Origin of the sequence: Allobosea sp. TAF32, assembly GCF_052113585.1 — a bacterium.
GTDB lineage: Bacteria > Pseudomonadota > Alphaproteobacteria > Rhizobiales > Beijerinckiaceae > Allobosea.
Window position 1 is genome coordinate 387228 of sequence record NZ_JBFRDM010000009.1, and the last position, 14757, is coordinate 401984.

The 14757-nt window shown below is 64.0% G+C and carries 18 protein-coding genes; 9 read left to right on the plus strand and 9 right to left on the minus strand.

Going from position 1 to position 14757, the window contains the following annotated elements:
* The first annotated feature begins 144 nt into the window (after positions 1 to 144).
* On the plus strand, positions 145 to 387 hold the full coding sequence (gene tcmP, locus AB4Z16_RS21655; protein WP_441513411.1) for a three-Cys-motif partner protein TcmP: 243 nt from the start codon (positions 145 to 147) through the stop codon (positions 385 to 387).
* Positions 342 to 938 (plus strand): three-Cys-motif partner protein TcmP, encoded by a 597-nt coding sequence (gene tcmP, locus AB4Z16_RS21660; RefSeq protein WP_441513412.1) that lies wholly within the window; start codon positions 342 to 344, stop codon positions 936 to 938. Before tcmP (AB4Z16_RS21655) ends, tcmP (AB4Z16_RS21660) begins: the two co-directional genes overlap by 46 nt.
* On the opposite strand, the gene AB4Z16_RS21665 is transcribed toward tcmP (AB4Z16_RS21660), so the two are convergent.
* Positions 935 to 1684 (minus strand): DUF5131 family protein, encoded by a 750-nt coding sequence (locus tag AB4Z16_RS21665; protein WP_441513413.1) that lies wholly within the window; start codon positions 1682 to 1684, stop codon positions 935 to 937. The genes tcmP (AB4Z16_RS21660) and AB4Z16_RS21665 overlap by 4 nt on opposite strands.
* 314 nt (positions 1685 to 1998) lie before the next feature.
* On the opposite strand from AB4Z16_RS21665, the gene AB4Z16_RS21670 reads away from it, so the two are divergent.
* Positions 1999 to 2145: an SEC-C metal-binding domain-containing protein gene (locus AB4Z16_RS21670; protein WP_441513414.1), complete on the plus strand. Its 147-nt coding sequence runs from the start codon at positions 1999 to 2001 to the stop codon at positions 2143 to 2145.
* 205 nt (positions 2146 to 2350) lie between these two features.
* Here the strand turns inward: AB4Z16_RS21670 and AB4Z16_RS21675 are convergent, their stop codons facing one another.
* Positions 2351 to 2644: a GIY-YIG nuclease family protein gene (locus AB4Z16_RS21675; protein WP_441513521.1), complete on the minus strand. Its 294-nt coding sequence runs from the start codon at positions 2642 to 2644 to the stop codon at positions 2351 to 2353.
* A 711-nt stretch (positions 2645 to 3355) separates the two neighbouring features.
* On the opposite strand from AB4Z16_RS21675, the gene AB4Z16_RS21680 reads away from it, so the two are divergent.
* Complete coding sequence (locus tag AB4Z16_RS21680) at positions 3356 to 3682, plus strand: hypothetical protein (protein WP_441513415.1); 327 nt, start codon at positions 3356 to 3358, stop codon at positions 3680 to 3682.
* 155 nt (positions 3683 to 3837) lie between these two features.
* Here AB4Z16_RS21680 and AB4Z16_RS21685 read toward each other — a convergent pair whose 3' ends face one another.
* From AB4Z16_RS21685 to AB4Z16_RS21700, 4 genes are all read right to left on the minus strand, one after another.
* Entirely contained in the window at positions 3838 to 4878 is a 1041-nt protein-coding gene (locus AB4Z16_RS21685) for a zinc-dependent alcohol dehydrogenase family protein (RefSeq protein WP_441513416.1), read from the minus strand.
* A 128-nt stretch (positions 4879 to 5006) separates the two neighbouring features.
* Complete coding sequence (locus tag AB4Z16_RS21690) at positions 5007 to 5894, minus strand: MBL fold metallo-hydrolase (RefSeq protein ID WP_441513417.1); 888 nt, start codon at positions 5892 to 5894, stop codon at positions 5007 to 5009.
* Between the two features lie 104 nt (positions 5895 to 5998).
* A complete protein-coding gene (locus AB4Z16_RS21695) occupies positions 5999 to 6658 on the minus strand; it encodes a peroxiredoxin (RefSeq protein ID WP_441513418.1) in 660 nt (219 codons plus the stop codon).
* Between the two features lie 199 nt (positions 6659 to 6857).
* A complete protein-coding gene (locus tag AB4Z16_RS21700; protein ID WP_441513419.1) occupies positions 6858 to 7133 on the minus strand; it encodes a hypothetical protein in 276 nt (91 codons plus the stop codon).
* 157 nt (positions 7134 to 7290) lie between these two features.
* Between AB4Z16_RS21700 and AB4Z16_RS21705 the strand changes: the two genes are divergently transcribed.
* Complete coding sequence (locus tag AB4Z16_RS21705) at positions 7291 to 7458, plus strand: hypothetical protein (protein ID WP_441513420.1); 168 nt, start codon at positions 7291 to 7293, stop codon at positions 7456 to 7458.
* An 89-nt stretch (positions 7459 to 7547) separates the two neighbouring features.
* On the opposite strand, the gene AB4Z16_RS21710 is transcribed toward AB4Z16_RS21705, so the two are convergent.
* Positions 7548 to 7754: a hypothetical protein gene (locus AB4Z16_RS21710; RefSeq protein ID WP_441513421.1), complete on the minus strand. Its 207-nt coding sequence runs from the start codon at positions 7752 to 7754 to the stop codon at positions 7548 to 7550.
* Positions 7755 to 7997: 243 nt separating this feature from the next.
* On the opposite strand from AB4Z16_RS21710, the gene AB4Z16_RS21715 reads away from it, so the two are divergent.
* Entirely contained in the window at positions 7998 to 8540 is a 543-nt protein-coding gene (locus AB4Z16_RS21715) for a PRC-barrel domain-containing protein (protein ID WP_441513422.1), read from the plus strand.
* 71 nt (positions 8541 to 8611) lie between these two features.
* Here the strand turns inward: AB4Z16_RS21715 and AB4Z16_RS21720 are convergent, their stop codons facing one another.
* A complete protein-coding gene (locus AB4Z16_RS21720; protein ID WP_441513423.1) occupies positions 8612 to 10138 on the minus strand; it encodes an NAD(P)H-hydrate dehydratase in 1527 nt (508 codons plus the stop codon).
* A 282-nt stretch (positions 10139 to 10420) separates the two neighbouring features.
* Between AB4Z16_RS21720 and AB4Z16_RS21725 the strand changes: the two genes are divergently transcribed.
* From AB4Z16_RS21725 to AB4Z16_RS21735, 3 genes are all read left to right on the plus strand, one after another.
* Positions 10421 to 10759, plus strand: coding sequence for a P-II family nitrogen regulator (locus tag AB4Z16_RS21725; protein WP_441513424.1), 339 nt, complete (start codon positions 10421 to 10423; stop codon positions 10757 to 10759).
* Positions 10760 to 10855: 96 nt separating this feature from the next.
* Complete coding sequence (gene glnA / locus AB4Z16_RS21730) at positions 10856 to 12265, plus strand: type I glutamate--ammonia ligase (protein WP_441513425.1); 1410 nt, start codon at positions 10856 to 10858, stop codon at positions 12263 to 12265.
* A gap of 362 nt (positions 12266 to 12627) precedes the next feature.
* A complete protein-coding gene (locus tag AB4Z16_RS21735; protein ID WP_441513426.1) occupies positions 12628 to 13458 on the plus strand; it encodes an FkbM family methyltransferase in 831 nt (276 codons plus the stop codon).
* A gap of 7 nt (positions 13459 to 13465) precedes the next feature.
* On the opposite strand, the gene AB4Z16_RS21740 is transcribed toward AB4Z16_RS21735, so the two are convergent.
* Positions 13466 to 14689, minus strand: a complete 1224-nt coding sequence (locus AB4Z16_RS21740) for a glycosyltransferase family 4 protein (RefSeq protein WP_441513427.1) — start codon at positions 14687 to 14689, stop codon at positions 13466 to 13468.
* Positions 14690 to 14757: the final 68 nt, after the last annotated feature.

The following is a 14757-nucleotide window of genomic DNA, read 5'->3' on the forward strand; positions in this document are numbered from 1 at the left end:
AGCGCCGTAGTTGCCCAAATCGATCTATGTTCGTCGTTTACTTAGTTAGGTCCCCAGGGTTAGGCTGCCTCTTTGTAGTCATAATAATCGAGATGGCTCTTCAGGGGGGATATTTTGGGGGATTTAGTCGAGGGTGACGATGGCTTGCCGGCTGAAGATGTCGGAGCATGGGCTAAAGAGAAGCACACTTACCTTTGCCGTTATATTGATATTTCTCGCGGAGCGCGGCAGAAATTCATTGGCTCGGGAAAGGCTGGGGCAACTTACATAGATCTTTTTTGCGGCCCCGGCCGCGCACGCGTGAGCGGAGGCGAGTTTATTGACGGTAGTTGCGTCGCCGCATGGAAGAAAGTGTCGAAGGCGGAGCTCCATTTTCTCGTGTTTTAATTGCCGATCTTGACCAGAAGAGGCTGGACGCTGCCAAAATCCGACTGGAAAAAGCTGGAGCGCCTGTTGAGGTGTTTTGCGGAAAAGCAGTTGATACAGCCGGAACTATTATCAATAGGACATCGGAGTACGGCCTTCATTTTGCGTTCTTGGATCCATTTAACCTTGGCGACCTAGATTTTCGAATTTTCAAGGTTTTGTCTCAACGCAAACGTATGGATGTTATAGCTCATTTGAGCAAAATAGACCTTCAGCGCAATCTCGGCAGGAATATTGCCGCAGATATCTCCGCGTTTGACGCTTTCGCACCGGGTTGGCGAGACATCATCACTGTCGAGCAAAATCAACGCGGCATCCGCGCGGAGCTTATAGATTATTGGAGGAATATTGTATCAAAGGCTGGCTTTAGCGCTTCGCCGGAAATGAAGCTCTTGAGAGGCTCACGGGAGCAGCATTTGTATTGGCTGTTGTTGCTTGCTAGTCATGACCTAGCGCATCGCTTTTGGAATGTCGCAGCCAACACAGACGGGCAAGGGAAGCTTGATCTCTAAAGAGCGACGCTAGGCATATTATCCCAGATTTGCCCCTTGTAAGACCGACCCGCGGCTTTTTTGTTTTTGCCGCCCCACTGCTTGAAGAAAAAAGCGGCGTCGGCGTCGACGCACATATCAAATATTTCGTCGATCCAGACGGGGTCCATCGCCCGCGCGTGAGGACCTGATTCACCACCTACAATTGCCCAATGGATATTTTCGAGGCTTCCACCGGCAACGGAACCAATTAGCGGTTCGAAGGATACGAAACGAATAGCTGCAGGCACCTTACGAAGATCATCAAGGCGATGAATCACGCGCGCGTCTTCAACGGAAGCGCCCAGCCATACGTTAGGGAGGATATCAAAACCAGACCGGAGTACTTCAGCCATCCGATCTGGCCTCTTGGTTAGGATTTGATAGGTGTGCCGGCGCGTCCTGGACATTACGGCCCACACCCTTTGAATAAATGCAACAGGCACATCCGGATGAAATAGATCTGACATCGAATTGACGAAGACATTTCGAGGTTTCGCCCAACGCTCCGGAATTTCAAGGGCGCCCTCGTCAAAGTAGAGCTTTCCCGTCCATTTCGCGCGGCCGCCGCTCTTTCGGGTGAGCCTCGAATACTTTTCGACGCCCATCGCGTCCAGCCGCGCTGCCATACGCATAGCGTAGCAATTCGTGCAGCCGGCTGACATGATCGAACATCCAGCGACAGGATTCCACGTCGCATCAGTCCATTCGATTGTGGTTTCCGCCATCGCCTCGTCTCCAATGTATTCACGATGAAACCAACGTGGTTAACAGCGGGTTCATCTAGGAGAGCAATTTTCAGGACCTGTGTGCCAACGAATGGCGGCAAAGATTAGACATGCCCCGTCCGGGATGGGTAAAAATGAGGCGTCGCGGTTCCCTCGCCTTCCGTCTTGGCGGAAGCGCCTTCCATGGGTTAGGAGAGCGCCCCCACAAAACGCGATGGAGGGTGCCATGAGCAAGAACAAGCACGACTTCACCGACCAGCCGTCCTTTTGAGGTCACGAGCAAGCGTCGGAAGTCCTACCCGTCCGAAACCCGCGTGAAGCGCGGCGTCCGCATCGTCCATGGCGATGTCGAACTGCACGAGAAGCTCGGCCGCAACGATCTCTGCGTCTGCGGCTCCGGGCGCAGATTTCAAGAAATGCTGCATGCCGGGCGGCCGTTTCGACGGCTCCGATCGGGATGACTACTTTCAGGGAGTGACAAAGCAGCCTCGCCTCGCCGTCATGCTCGGGCTTGTCCCGAGCATCCGCGTCTTGAGACGCTGATGGCGGGCGATGGCCAGCGATGAAGGCGTGCCCCGGTCGCTCCTGCGCGAAGACGTGGATGGTCGCCACAAGGGCGACCATGACGGCGGAGGGCGATCGCGACGCCGAGAGCCACCGCCTCGATCAGGCCAGTTCCTCGTAAAGGTCGTTCCACTCGGGGTTTCCGGCCATGATCGTGCGGGTCTTATAGGCGCGGTACCAGCGCTTCATCGAGGTCTCGCGCTGGATCGCGGCCTCGATCTCGTCGTGCCATTCGTACCAGACAAGGCGCTTCAATCCGTATTGCCGCGTGAAGCCGGCGATCAGCCCCTCGCGATGTTCGTGAATGCGTCGGCCGAGATCGCTCGTCACGCCGATATAGAGCGTGCCGTTGGGTCGGTTCGTCACGATGTAAACCCAGCCGCCCTTCTGCTTCATGGCTTCAGGATGCGATTGCGCGGGGGCGGCGGCAAGGGCTCCGCCGTCATGGTCGGGCTTGTCCCGACCATCCACGTCTTGCGCCGATGGCGGGGGCCGGCCAACCACGAGGCGCGCGGCGAGTCGTTCCCGCGTGAAGACGTGGATGGTCGCCACCAGGGCGACCATGACGGCGGCGGGCGACCATGACGGGAAGAGCTTCCGGCAGCAAACTTATCCCCGCCCCTCCTCACCCGCCCTATCCTGCCCTCGCCCATCACCCAAACGGGGCGGCCATCCGGAGGTGTGCCAGTGGCTGGGTGAGGGTCGGCGCCTGCGGCTGGTCTCACAAGCCAGACTCGGGAGGCTTCGGGGCACCGCCCTGGGGACACTACGGTCCCTGTGCGAGGAGCTCGCTGGAAGGCTCGGCCGGTGACGGACGGGCAAGGCAGGACGCGACGACCCGCTGAGGGGAACTGGCGTCCGGGCCGGCCCATCCTGAACCGCCCTGCCCGATAAGCGCGGCCCGGAGCCCAAAATCGCCGGAGGCGGAGCGCCACGGGGCGTGCGACGGGTGGCTCAATCCCGCCGCGCCGCAGCCTGGCTCAACGGTTGCGGATTTCCCTCGCGCCTCGCGGCGCTCCGCCAGCCCTGTCTCGTCACCCTTGCGACCCCGCCGCGCGCCAGCGCGGGCGGATGATCCCGCGTGCCTCGCCCGACCGGAGCCCCGCCATGCCGAAACGCCAAAACCTCTTCGCCGATATCCCGCCGATCACCGATTTCGAAAGCTGCCAGAGGGCGCGGCCGCTGATCCTGCAGCGTCTCGGCGATATCATCGGCGTCTGGGAAGCCTGCGAGAACAAGAGCTGCATCCGGGCGCGGAGCTGCCAGCGCAGCGACGGGGCCTGCCTCGCCGCCTTCATGCAGGCGGTGCCGGACGGGGAGCGCCGGGAGTTTCGCTACGCGCTGGAGAACCGCAGCAAGGGGCTCGCCCCTGACGAAGCGATCGCGCGGGCGCAGGCGCGCGTCGCGGAGGAGAGTGCGCGGCAGGGCGAGTAACAGGGCGTCATTCTCGGGCGGAGCGCAGCGCAGACCCGAGAATCTCTGGCCGAATGAGGCGTCGGAGCCTCCTCGTCATGAGATGCTCGGGTCAAGCCCGAGCATGACGCGCATCGGCGCAGTCGCGAAGCTGGCTTACGCCCCTCGCCGTCCCCTCAGAACCGGTCGATAATCGTCACGCCCATGCCCTCGAAACGGTCCATCGCCATCAAAGCGGGGATCGATTCGGCGAGGTCGATGCGGCGGCCGACGAGCTGCTGCGGGGTGAGCTTGCCGGCGCTGATCATGTCGAGCATCGCGCCATAGCGATGCGCCTGCATGCCGTGGCTGCCGAGGATTTCGAGCTCGTGGGCGATGACCTGCGCCATCGGGATCGGCGGCGTCGCCTGCTCCGCCAGCAGCAGCCCGACCTGGATATGCTTGCCGCGCTTGCGCAAATTCGCCACCGAGTTGAAGCAGGTCTGGGGGTGGCCGAGCGCATCGAGCGAGATATGGGCGCCGCCGCCGGTGACGTCGCGCACGGCGGCGACGACATCGGCTTCCGTCTTGGCGTTGATCGTCACCGCGGCGCCGACCTCGCGGGCGAGCTTCAGCTTGTCGTCGGAGATGTCGACGGCCACGACATTCGCGCCGAGCGCATTGGCGATCATGATCGCGGAAAGGCCGACGCCGCCGCAGCCATGCACCGCGACCCATTGCCCGCCCGTGACCTTGCCCTGGTCGACCACGGCGCGGAACGAGGTCACGAAGCGGCAGCCGAGGCTGGCGGCCGTGGCGAAATCGATCTCCTCGGGCAGGCGCACGAGGTTGAAATCGGCCCGGTCGATGCGGACATATTCGGCGAAGGAGCCCCAATGGGTGAATCCGGGCTGGAACTGGTCGTCGCAGACCTGCTGGTTGCCGGAATGGCATTGCGGGCAGGAGCCGCAGCCCGCGACGAAGGGCACGGTGACGCGGTCGCCCTCGCGGAAGCGCACGACGCTGCGGCCGACCGCGGCGATGACGCCGGCGAGCTCATGGCCCGGCACATGCGGCAGGCGGATATCGGGGTCGTGGCCGACCCAGCCATGCCAGTCGCTGCGGCACAGCCCGGTCGCCTCGACCTTGATGATGACGCTATGCGGCTCCGGCACCGGGTCCGGCAGGATGCGCAGTTCGGGGGCCTGCCCGAAGGCTTCGTAGACGACGGCTTTCATGGGGCGGGCCTCCTTGGGTCGATCGCCCGTGTCATGCGGCACCGCCGGCGGAATCGTCAATTGCGACGGATCGCCGTTCCTCGCCTGCGCGTCTTCCGCCGGCAAGCGCGGGCGCTGTCCTCGGTCGTTCAGGCTCCGCCGGTCTTCAGCGCATCGATCGGGAATTTCAGGTAGCGCCGCCCGTTGGCTTCAGGCTCCGGCAGGCGCCCGCCATTGATGTTGACCTGCAGGGCATGGAGGATCAGGCGCGGCATCGGCAACGTCCGGTCGCGGGCCTCGCGCAGGGCTACGAACGCGGCCTCGTTCCGGCATTGAACGATGTGGGTATTGGCGGCCTTCTGCTCGGCGACCGTGCTTTCCCAGCGGGCCGGCCGGCCTTCCGGCCTGTAGTCATGGCCGGTGAACAGCCGCGTCCGGTCCGGCAGGGCGAGGATGGCCTGGATCGAGCGCCAGAGCCGGCCGGCATCGCCGCCGGGAAAATCGGCCCGCGCCGTCCCGCTGTCGGGCATGAACAGCGTGTCGTGGATGAAGGCGGCGTCGCCGACGAGATAGGCGATCGAAGCGAGCGTGTGGCCGGGCGTGAACAGGACCCGGACGGGCAGCTCGCCGATCCGGAACTCCTCGCCATCGGCGAAGACGCGGTCCCATTGCGAGCCATCAGCCGGAAAGCCCGGCCAGTTGTAGATGGCCTTCCAGAGCTTCTGGACGTCGACGATGCGCTCGCCGATCGCGGTCGGCGCGCCGGTCCGGCTCTTCAGATAATGCGCGGCCGAGAAATGGTCGGCATGCGGGTGGGTGTCGAGGATCCACTTGAGAGCGAGGCCTTCGGCATCGAGATAGGCGAGCAGGGCATCCGCGTTTTCGGTGCCGACAGCCCCGGATTTCTCGTCGAAATCGAGAACCGGATCGATGATCGCGCATTGCCGCGTGGCCGGGTCGGCGACGACGTACTGGATCGAGCCGGTCGGCGGGTCATAGAAGCCCCGCACCGACGGCCTGAGCTGCGTGATGTCCACTTCGACGCTCCCCTGCCTGCGCCAACGCCGGAGGCGACCGCAGCAACGGCAACGTCGCTGGGCCGGTCGGCACCCGCCACATCCGTGCGGGTGCCAGAGCCTTCTCAGGCCGTAGGTTGCTTCGTCTTGCGGAGATAGGGCAGGACGCGCTCGAAGAGGCCGAAGCGCTTGGTAGCGTCCTCGTCGGAGACCGAGCCGGCGATGACGACATCCTCGCCCGGCTTCCAGTCCGCAGGGGTGGCCACAGGGAACTTCGCCGTCAGCTGGATCGAGTCGATCGCGCGCAGGATCTCCTGGAAGTTCCGGCCCGTCGTCATCGGATAGGTGAGCGTCAGCTTGACCTTCTTGTCCGGGCCGATGAGGAAGACCGAACGCACGGTCTGGTTGTCGGCCGGCGTGCGGCCTTCGGAGGTGTCGCCGGCCGAGGCCGGCAGCATATCGTAGAGCTTGGCGACCTTGAGCTCGCTGTCGCCGATCATCGGATAGGTGACGTTGTGGCCGGTCGCGGTCTGGATGTCGGCCTTCCATTTATGGTGGCTCTCCACTGGATCCACGGAGATGCCGATGATCTTGACGTTTCGCTTGTCGAACTCGCCCTTGATGCCGGCCATCATGCCGAGCTCGGTGGTGCAGATCGGGGTGAAGTTCTTCGGATGGGAAAACAGCACCGCCCAGCTGTCGCCGATCCAGGCATGGAACTGGATCGGTCCCTCCGTCGTATCGGCCGCAAAATCCGGAGCCGTATCGTTGATCCGCAGGGTCATGGCTTCCTCCAGCTCGTCTTTCGTTATGGAGACGGCTCGCAAGCTCGGCCGCATCACCGAGCGGCTGTCGCCAGGTCACGTCATAAGAGCGCGTCCTTGGCAACGGGCGTCCGGCCTTGTCAGCGCGCGACGCAATTCTCGCACGAATGCCGGCCGCTCTGCGAGCCCCTATGCGCGAGGAAATGGCCGTCCGTATGGCTTAGCCAAGCCGGCGCGTGACGCCACCCTTGATCACCGGCGGCGGCGGCGGGCCCAGATAATAGGCGCCGCCCAGGCCAAGGCCGGCCCCAAGGGCAGGCCAGCCCGGATCGGCATAGGCGTTCAGCTCCCAGCAGCGCAGCCTCTGGCGCTCCGCCTCGGTGGTGGCGTCGTTGCAGCGGGAGACCTGCGAGCGCTGCCAGAAGGCCGCGGCCGGCAGCGACGCAGCCGGCAAAGTGCCGCCGGCCAGCAGCGCCAGGAGGAACAACCTGTTCATCGCCTCTTCCCGTCCAGTCTCAGAACCCTATGATGACCGACTGCCCTTGCCGAACGCTTAAGCGGGGCCTTCGAACCGAAGCGCGCCGACGAGCGCAGGATCGCCGGGTACGCCGCGAGGCGGTACCGCGAGCCGGACGAGCAAAGGAGATCGCAACGTGAAACTGCCCATCGTCATCCATAGCGACGAGGACTACGATCGCGCCCAGCAGCGGGTGAAGGAATTGAACGCGATGCCGGACACTCCCGACAAGGAGAAGGAGTTGCACGCCATCGCCGAAGCCATGCTCTCCTTCGAGCTTCGCCGCGACGACGCCGACGATTGAAGCCGACGCTCGACGGAAATCGTTTCGCGCGGCGCCCCCAAACATGATCTCACGAAGCGGATGGCGCCGCTTGGCAGCGCGGAAATGCCCTAGGAGTCGTTGCTGGCGTTGAGCTCTTCGGGGCGCAGCCCCTCATCGGGCGGACCGGCCTGCGCGCCTTGGGCCGCGGCCCATTGCGAGACGATCTCGGCGATCAGCTCGGCATGCGTGCGGGGCGGATTCTGCATCGTGATGTGGTGATCGAGCGCTGCCAGAACCTCCCGGCTCAGCGAAACCGTAACCATAGCCGGCGACATCACAGTTTCCTCCTCGGATGGAACAGGGCCGCGCTCGCGGCGTTCTTCCTCCGCAGCATACGAGCACGGCCTCGTTTTGCGAGCAAATTATTTCAGAACCGAATCGAAGACAACTGTCTTCGCGCGGATGTTGCTGTCGAAACGGTTCGATTAATACTCGATAACACGTAATTTGAAACAAATCTGCCTCGCGGTTGTTATTGGAGCGACCCGCATCATCGCGGAAATATTAAGGAGGAAAACATGATCAGACATGTTGTGTTCGCTTCTGTCGCAGCGAGCCTGCTCGCGGCCAGTGCGCTTGCGCAGACCAACGCTCCCTCGCCGCCGTCCTCGGCACCGTCAGCCTCGACCTCGGCAGCGAAGAGCACCCCGGCGCCAACCAATCTCGCCGGCCAGGGCAAATGGCGCACCACCAAGCTGATCGGCGTGGATATCTACGGGCCCGACGACAAGAAGGTCGGCGACGTCACGGAAGTGATCATGGACAAGACCGGCAAGGTCGAGATGGTGACCGTCGGCGTCGGTGGGTTCCTCGGCATCGGCACGAAGGATGTCGCGATCCCCTTCGATCAGGTGAGCTGGAGTGACCAGCCCATGGCTTCCCCCGCGCCCGCGCCTGCTTCGCCGGGTGGCGGTGCGGCCGGAACCGGTGGAGCGATGCCGGCAACCCCTCCTGCCGCAGCGGCGCCCAAGGCGCCCGCGATGTACCCGGACCACGGCAAGATCACGATGACGAAGGATCAGCTCCACGCGGCGCCTGCCGTCACCTATTCGGGCACTTGAGTGCCCCATGCTCGGGAAACCGAACGAAGCTCGCCCCGCAAGGGCGGGCTTCTTCTTTTCGGTTCAACGCTTCAGCCCATGGACAGGGCGCGGAGCAATGGCGGGATCGCCTCCGGCAGATCGTCCGCGATCAAACCCATGCCGAGCGTTTCTCCAGCGCGGCCATGCAGCCAGACGGCAGCACAAGCCGCCTCGAAGGCGCTCATCCCCTGCGCCAGCAGGCCGGTGATGAGCCCGGCCAGCACATCGCCTGAGCCGGCGGTCGCCAGTGCGGCCGAGCCGGTGGAATTGATCGCTGCCCGCCCGTCAGGCGCGGCGATAACCGTATCCGCTCCCTTGTAAACAAGGATCGCGCCCGAGCGAGCGGCGGCCTTGCGCGCCCGCTCCAGCTTCGAGGCTTCCGTCGCGATCGCAGGCTCACCGCCGAACAGGCGCTGGAACTCCCCTTCATGCGGCGTGAACACGCGCGCACAGGCGGCGTTCCGGGTCGAGACGTCCTCGCGCAACGAGGTCGCATGCAGGGTCAGGGCGTCGGCATCGAGCACGACCGGCCTGTCGCTCGCGAGGGCCGAGCGGACCAAAGCGACCGCGCGCTCGTCAAGCCCAAGGGCCGGCCCTGCCGCAATCGCAGAGATTCGCCGGTCCAGGAGGAATTCCGAGAACGCCTCGCCATCCGCGACCGGGCGCTGCATCAGCGCATCCGGGCCGCGCGACGCATGGGCTGCCAGAGCCCCGGGAGCGCACAGGATCGTCGCAAGGCCGGCGCCGATCCGCAACGCTGCCCGCGCGCTCAAACGCGGCGCGCCGACGCCCGCGACACCGCCTGCGGCGACGGCGACCGCTCCGCGCCGGAACTTGTGCGTGTCGAGGCCGTGATGCGGCAAGGCAGCGAGCCAGAGCGCCGGCTCATTGTGGAAAGCTCTGGGTGCGATCTCGGACAATGCCGTCGCGGCCGGGATTCCAATATCGGCCACGACGATCCTTCCGCAAAGGGAACGCCCCGGCAGCAAGAGGTGACCCGGTTTGAGCCGGAAGAACGTCACGGTTTCAGTCGCGCGAACAGCGGGGCCTTCGGCCAGGCCGGTATCCCCGGACACGCCGCTGGGGACATCGACGGCGATCACCGGGCGGCCTGCGCGATTCATGAGCGCGACGGCTTCGGCGGCTTCGCCGGCGAGCGGCCGTGCGAGGCCCGCGCCGAACAGCGCGTCGATATAGAGATCTACTGCCCCGTTGGCAAGCGATGCCAGCGGCAGAACCTGCCCGCTCCATTGCGCGAAGGCGAGCGCGGCGTCGCCCTGGAGGGCGTCCGGCGAGCCCAGCAGCGCGACTTTCACAGTGAGCCCGCGCGCCTGCAGAAGCCGGGCTGCAACGAATCCGTCACCGCCATTGTTGCCAGGACCGCAGGCGATCGCGACCGTGGCGCCCTTCTCGACGCGCCGCAGCGCCGCCTCGGCAACAGCGCTTCCCGCGCGCTCCATCAGAGTGATGCCCGCCATACCGGCGCCAATCGCAACGCCGTCCACTCGCCGCATCTCGCCGGTCGAAAGCAGGGCGAGATCCGATGGCTGCGTCGCTTCGGCTTGAGAGATCGTCATGCCGCATGATGGGACCGTCTGGCCCAATATCGCAAGACGATGCGGATCAGGCCGATTGCTGCTGAATTAATCATATGACCTATTTTTGTGCTGTTTTTTGCCTCCTACACAGGCGAAGGAATGGGGCCTGCCGCATGGCGGGGCGTTTGCGCCAATGCTATGAGCAGACGTACGGTCGCAATCATCCGAAAGCCGAGGGGCTCCCAGCCCGCGCCGACGGATTTTTGCAGTTCTTTTCCGGCACGCGCCGGAGCCTGAAGCGCAGTGGAGGTCGATCGGCGCATGAAGAAGATCGAAGCGATCATCAAGCCCTTCAAGCTGGACGAGGTGAAGGAGGCGCTTCAGGAGGTCGGTCTGCAGGGGATCACGGTGCTCGAAGCCAAGGGCTTCGGACGCCAGAAGGGCCATACCGAACTCTATCGCGGCGCCGAATACGTCGTCGACTTCCTGCCGAAGGTGAAGATCGAGATCGTCCTGAGCGACGACATGGTCGACCGCGCCATCGAGGCCATCGTCAAGGCTGCCCAGACCGGCCGCATCGGCGATGGCAAGATTTTTGTATCAACGGTCGAGGGGGCGATCCGCATCCGGACCGGCGAGACCGGCGCGGACGCGATCTGAGATCTTTCCCCCGCATCACGGAATCAAAGGCCGCGGCTGGATTGGAGCCAGCGACGGCCCACGAGTTTGAAAACTGCTGGCAAGAGGAATGCTGAAATGAAAAGCGCCAAGGATGTCCTCAAGGCGATCAAGGACAATGACGTCAAATACGTCGACTTCCGCTTCACCGACCCGCGCGGCAAGTGGCAGCACGTGACGTTCGACGTCGGCATGATCGACGAGGACATCTTCGCCGAGGGCACGATGTTCGACGGCTCCTCGATCGCCGGCTGGAAGGCCATCAACGAGTCCGACATGCTGCTGATGCCGGACCCGACGACCGCGACGATGGATCCGTTCTTCTCGGCCGCCACGATGGTCATCAACTGCGACGTGCTCGAGCCCGGCACCGGCGAGCCCTATGGCCGCGACCCGCGCGGCATCGCCAAGAAGGCCGAGGCCTATCTGAAGTCGACGGGCATCGGCGACACCGTCTATGTCGGCCCCGAGGCCGAGTTCTTCGTCTTCGATGACGTCAAGATCGCCGCCGATCCGTACCATACCGGCTTCAAGCTCGATAATGTCGAGCTGCCGACCAACGGCTATGCCGATTACGAGGGCGGCAATCTCGGCCACCGCATCGCCACCAAGGGCGGCTACTTCCCGGTCCCGCCGCAGGATTCCGCTCAGGACATGCGCGGCGAGATGCTGGCCGCCATGCAGTCGATGGGCGTGGTCGTCGAGAAGCACCACCACGAGGTCGCTTCGGCCCAGCACGAGCTCGGCATGAAGTTCGACACGCTGACGCACACCGCTGATCTCATGCAGATCTACAAGTACGCGATCCACAACGTGGCCCAGAGCTACGGCAAGACCGCGACCTTCATGCCGAAGCCGATCTATGGCGACAACGGCTCGGGCATGCATGTCCACCAGTCGATCTGGAAGAACGGCAAGCCGGTCTTCGCCGGCAACAAATATGCCGACCTGTCGCAGGAGTGCCTGTGGTACATCGGCGGCATCATCAAGCATGCCAAGTCGCTGAACGCTTTCACGAACCCCTCGACCAACTCCTACAAGCGCCTCGTCCCGGGCTATGAGGCTCCGGTGCTGCTCGCCTATTCGGCGCGCAACCGCTCGGCTTCCTGCCGTATTCCGTGGACGACCTCGCCGAAGGCCAAGCGCGTCGAGGTCCGCTTCCCCGATCCGATGGCGAACCCCTATCTCGCCTTCGCGGCCATGCTGATGGCCGGCCTGGACGGCATCGTGAACAAGATCGATCCCGGCCCGGCGATGGACAAGGACCTCTACGACCTGCCGCCGCGCGAGCTGAAGAAGATCCCGACCGTCTGCGGTTCGCTGCGCGAGGCGCTGGAGTCCCTCAAGAAGGACAACGCCTATCTCAAGGCCGGCGGCGTCTTCAACGACGATTTCATCGAGAGCTATATCGAGCTCAAGATGCAGGATGTGGCGCGCTTCGAGATGACGCCGCACCCGGTCGAATTCGCGATGTACTATTCGTATTGAGCGCGGCTCAGGGGAGATCTTCTCCTGACCGCGATCTGTCTCGCGATCCAGATGACGAACCGGGGCGGCGACGCCCCGGTTTTTTGTTGGAGAATGGCGAGCCGCCCCCGTTCGTTGTGAGTATGTCAACGTTGGAGAGGCTATAGCCGCCCGGTTGAAGCCGCAGCGGCCTGCCGGCGACAGGGTACGGCATCGATTGGATCACCGATCGATGCGCCGGTGAAGCTGACTGAACGGTAGAGTTGTTGGGTCGCGACGACGACATCGCTGAAGGCGCGATATCCTGGCGTGTGTTGTGCCTCGCTGTCGAAGTGTTTGGTGGACGCGTCGGTATACGGGTGCCGGAAGGGGCGGGATAAGTCATGGGTGCGCTGTTTCGAATCCGGGATCTGGCGATCAAGGCCCTCGTGCGGCGGCAATGGGGTGAGCTGCGCCGTCATTCTCCCCGGCTTGCGGTCATCCCGCATGAACATGTCGGGCTTGCCGTCCTCACCAACGGCCTGTACGAGCGCGAGGAGCTCGCCTGCCTGACGGAACTGATCCGGAACCTTGCTCTGGGCGAAGGCATCTGCCTCGATATCGGCGCCAATATCGGCAATCATGCAGTGGTCTGGTCAGGTCTCTTCGACAGCGTCGTCTGCTTCGAACCCAACCCGCAGATGAGCGCTGTCCTGCGCGCGAACCTGGCCCTCAACCATTGCACCAATGTCCAGGTGGCCGAGGTTGGGCTGGGGCCGGAAGACGCCGAACTCCCTTTCTCCTTCCACGAGGAAGGCAATGACGGCACCGGCACCTTCGCGAAGGGGAACGGCGACAGGAGCTTGCCTGTGCGCCACGGAGACCGCCTTGTCACGGAGCTTGGCCTGGATGGGCGCGCGATCACCTTCGTGAAATGCGACGTCGAGGGCTTCGAGCACTCAGTCTTCCAGGGCTTGTCCGAAACCCTTGCGCGGCATCGGCCCGTGATCGCCTTCGAAAGCAATTCGGCAGAGCTCGGCGCGTCGAGCTGGAACGTCCTGCGCAGCCTTGGGTACGACCGCCTCTACATGCTCAGGCATACCGCTCACACGGCCTCGCCGCTCACGCGAGAGTTCGTGCGGCTATTCCAGGGGCACGAGTGCCGGATCGAACCTATCGACGCCCCTCCTGCCTTTTCCGCCAATCTGCTTGCGGCCGCACGGCCATTGACCTGAAACAAGCCTACGCCGTCGCAGCAAAGGCAGCCCGATAGCTGGCGCGCAGCGCCTCGACATGACGACCGAGCACCGGCGGCTCTGCCCAGAAGGCCTGATGAGCCGCTCGCCCGAGACGTGACGCGAAAGCGTCGTCGCGCAAGGCAATGAGAGCTTCGGTCAACGCTCCGGCTTCGACGGCGGGGAGAACAAGGCCGTCGATTCCATCACGCACACGACCGGCGGCGCCGATCGTGCGCGGCACGATGGGCGGGACACCCTGCGCCATCGCCTCGCCCACGGTCAGCGGCCCTGTCTCATACCAGAGCGATGGCACCACCAGGCAGCGGGCGGCGCGGAGTTCGGCGAGGACCGCATAGGAATCGAGCCAACCGGTGATCTCGGCATCCGGGTTGAGGCCAGCGACCGCAGCCTTGATCTCATCGTCCCCATCACCCACGAACCGTAAGGCAACGCCGGCTTCGCGAGCCGCCTGCGCCAGGACCAGAATGCCCTTCTCCTGGGTAAGCCGGCCGACGAAGGTGGCATGACGGCTTTTGGCCACGTCCGCAGGCGCGTGCGGCGTCGCGTTCATCATGTTTTCGATCACAACATGCCGTGCCGTGCGTGGCAGGAACGGCTCGGCGACGTCGCGAGCAAACGCGCTGACATGAATGAAGAGCGGCCTTTGCAAACCCCGCAGCGCCTTGTCCGAACGCCATTGCCGGGCGACGCGGACCAGCTTGTGGATATAGGAGGCGCGATCGCAATTGGCGGTGACGCAACCGATCGACATCGGCCTCCTCCGACAGGGCGCTCCGGCCTTGAAGTCGAAATAGCCGCCGACCGGACAGAACGAGAAGTAGTCATGCATCGTGATCGCGACCGGCATCCCGCTCTCGCCCGCAGCGGCGATGGCAGCCGGGCTGAAGGCCTTGGTCCATTGGTGGAGATGGACGAGAGTCTCGCCGCGGGGCTGCTTCGCAAGCAATTCGCTCAGGAAGGCATGCGCCCGGGCGTTCCAGATGCCCTGGCGCGCGGCTGCGACCTTGCTGCCGACCTGCCAGACCTCCTCACCGGCGAAATGCGCGACATCGATCAGCGGGTGATCGAGACGGTCTGAAACCGGACCGATCGCGTAGGCGAAGACGACTTCGACGCCGGCCTCGGCCAAGCCGCGGGCGCTCTCGATTGCCACCTTGGCGGCGCCGCCGTTGATCCAGCCGAAATCGCTGACGATGACCACGCGCATGAAGAACTCCAGAGATCATTCCAGCGGCAAGGATGGCGGGAGCCTCGGCGTGGCGCGAGCAGGCTTGT

What these genes read in the sequence shown, in the direction of transcription:
- AB4Z16_RS21675 (WP_441513521.1), bottom strand. Translation starts at nt 2,644, where the DNA reads ATGAAGCAGAAGGGCGGCTGGGTTTACATCGTGACGAACCGACCCAAC.
- AB4Z16_RS21720 (WP_441513423.1), bottom strand. Translation starts at nt 10,138, where the DNA reads ATGACGATCTCTCAAGCCGAAGCGACGCAGCCATCGGATCTCGCCCTG.
- tcmP (WP_441513412.1), top strand. Translation starts at nt 342, where the DNA reads ATGGAAGAAAGTGTCGAAGGCGGAGCTCCATTTTCTCGTGTTTTAATT.
- AB4Z16_RS21710 (WP_441513421.1), bottom strand. Translation starts at nt 7,754, where the DNA reads ATGTCGCCGGCTATGGTTACGGTTTCGCTGAGCCGGGAGGTTCTGGCA.
- AB4Z16_RS21740 (WP_441513427.1), bottom strand. Translation starts at nt 14,689, where the DNA reads ATGCGCGTGGTCATCGTCAGCGATTTCGGCTGGATCAACGGCGGCGCC.
- AB4Z16_RS21685 (WP_441513416.1), bottom strand. Translation starts at nt 4,878, where the DNA reads ATGAAAGCCGTCGTCTACGAAGCCTTCGGGCAGGCCCCCGAACTGCGC.
- AB4Z16_RS21700 (WP_441513419.1), bottom strand. Translation starts at nt 7,133, where the DNA reads ATGAACAGGTTGTTCCTCCTGGCGCTGCTGGCCGGCGGCACTTTGCCG.
- AB4Z16_RS21695 (WP_441513418.1), bottom strand. Translation starts at nt 6,658, where the DNA reads ATGACCCTGCGGATCAACGATACGGCTCCGGATTTTGCGGCCGATACG.
- AB4Z16_RS21680 (WP_441513415.1), top strand. Translation starts at nt 3,356, where the DNA reads ATGCCGAAACGCCAAAACCTCTTCGCCGATATCCCGCCGATCACCGAT.
- AB4Z16_RS21735 (WP_441513426.1), top strand. Translation starts at nt 12,628, where the DNA reads ATGGGTGCGCTGTTTCGAATCCGGGATCTGGCGATCAAGGCCCTCGTG.
- AB4Z16_RS21665 (WP_441513413.1), bottom strand. Translation starts at nt 1,684, where the DNA reads ATGGCGGAAACCACAATCGAATGGACTGATGCGACGTGGAATCCTGTC.
- glnA (WP_441513425.1), top strand. Translation starts at nt 10,856, where the DNA reads ATGAAAAGCGCCAAGGATGTCCTCAAGGCGATCAAGGACAATGACGTC.
- AB4Z16_RS21725 (WP_441513424.1), top strand. Translation starts at nt 10,421, where the DNA reads ATGAAGAAGATCGAAGCGATCATCAAGCCCTTCAAGCTGGACGAGGTG.
- AB4Z16_RS21715 (WP_441513422.1), top strand. Translation starts at nt 7,998, where the DNA reads ATGATCAGACATGTTGTGTTCGCTTCTGTCGCAGCGAGCCTGCTCGCG.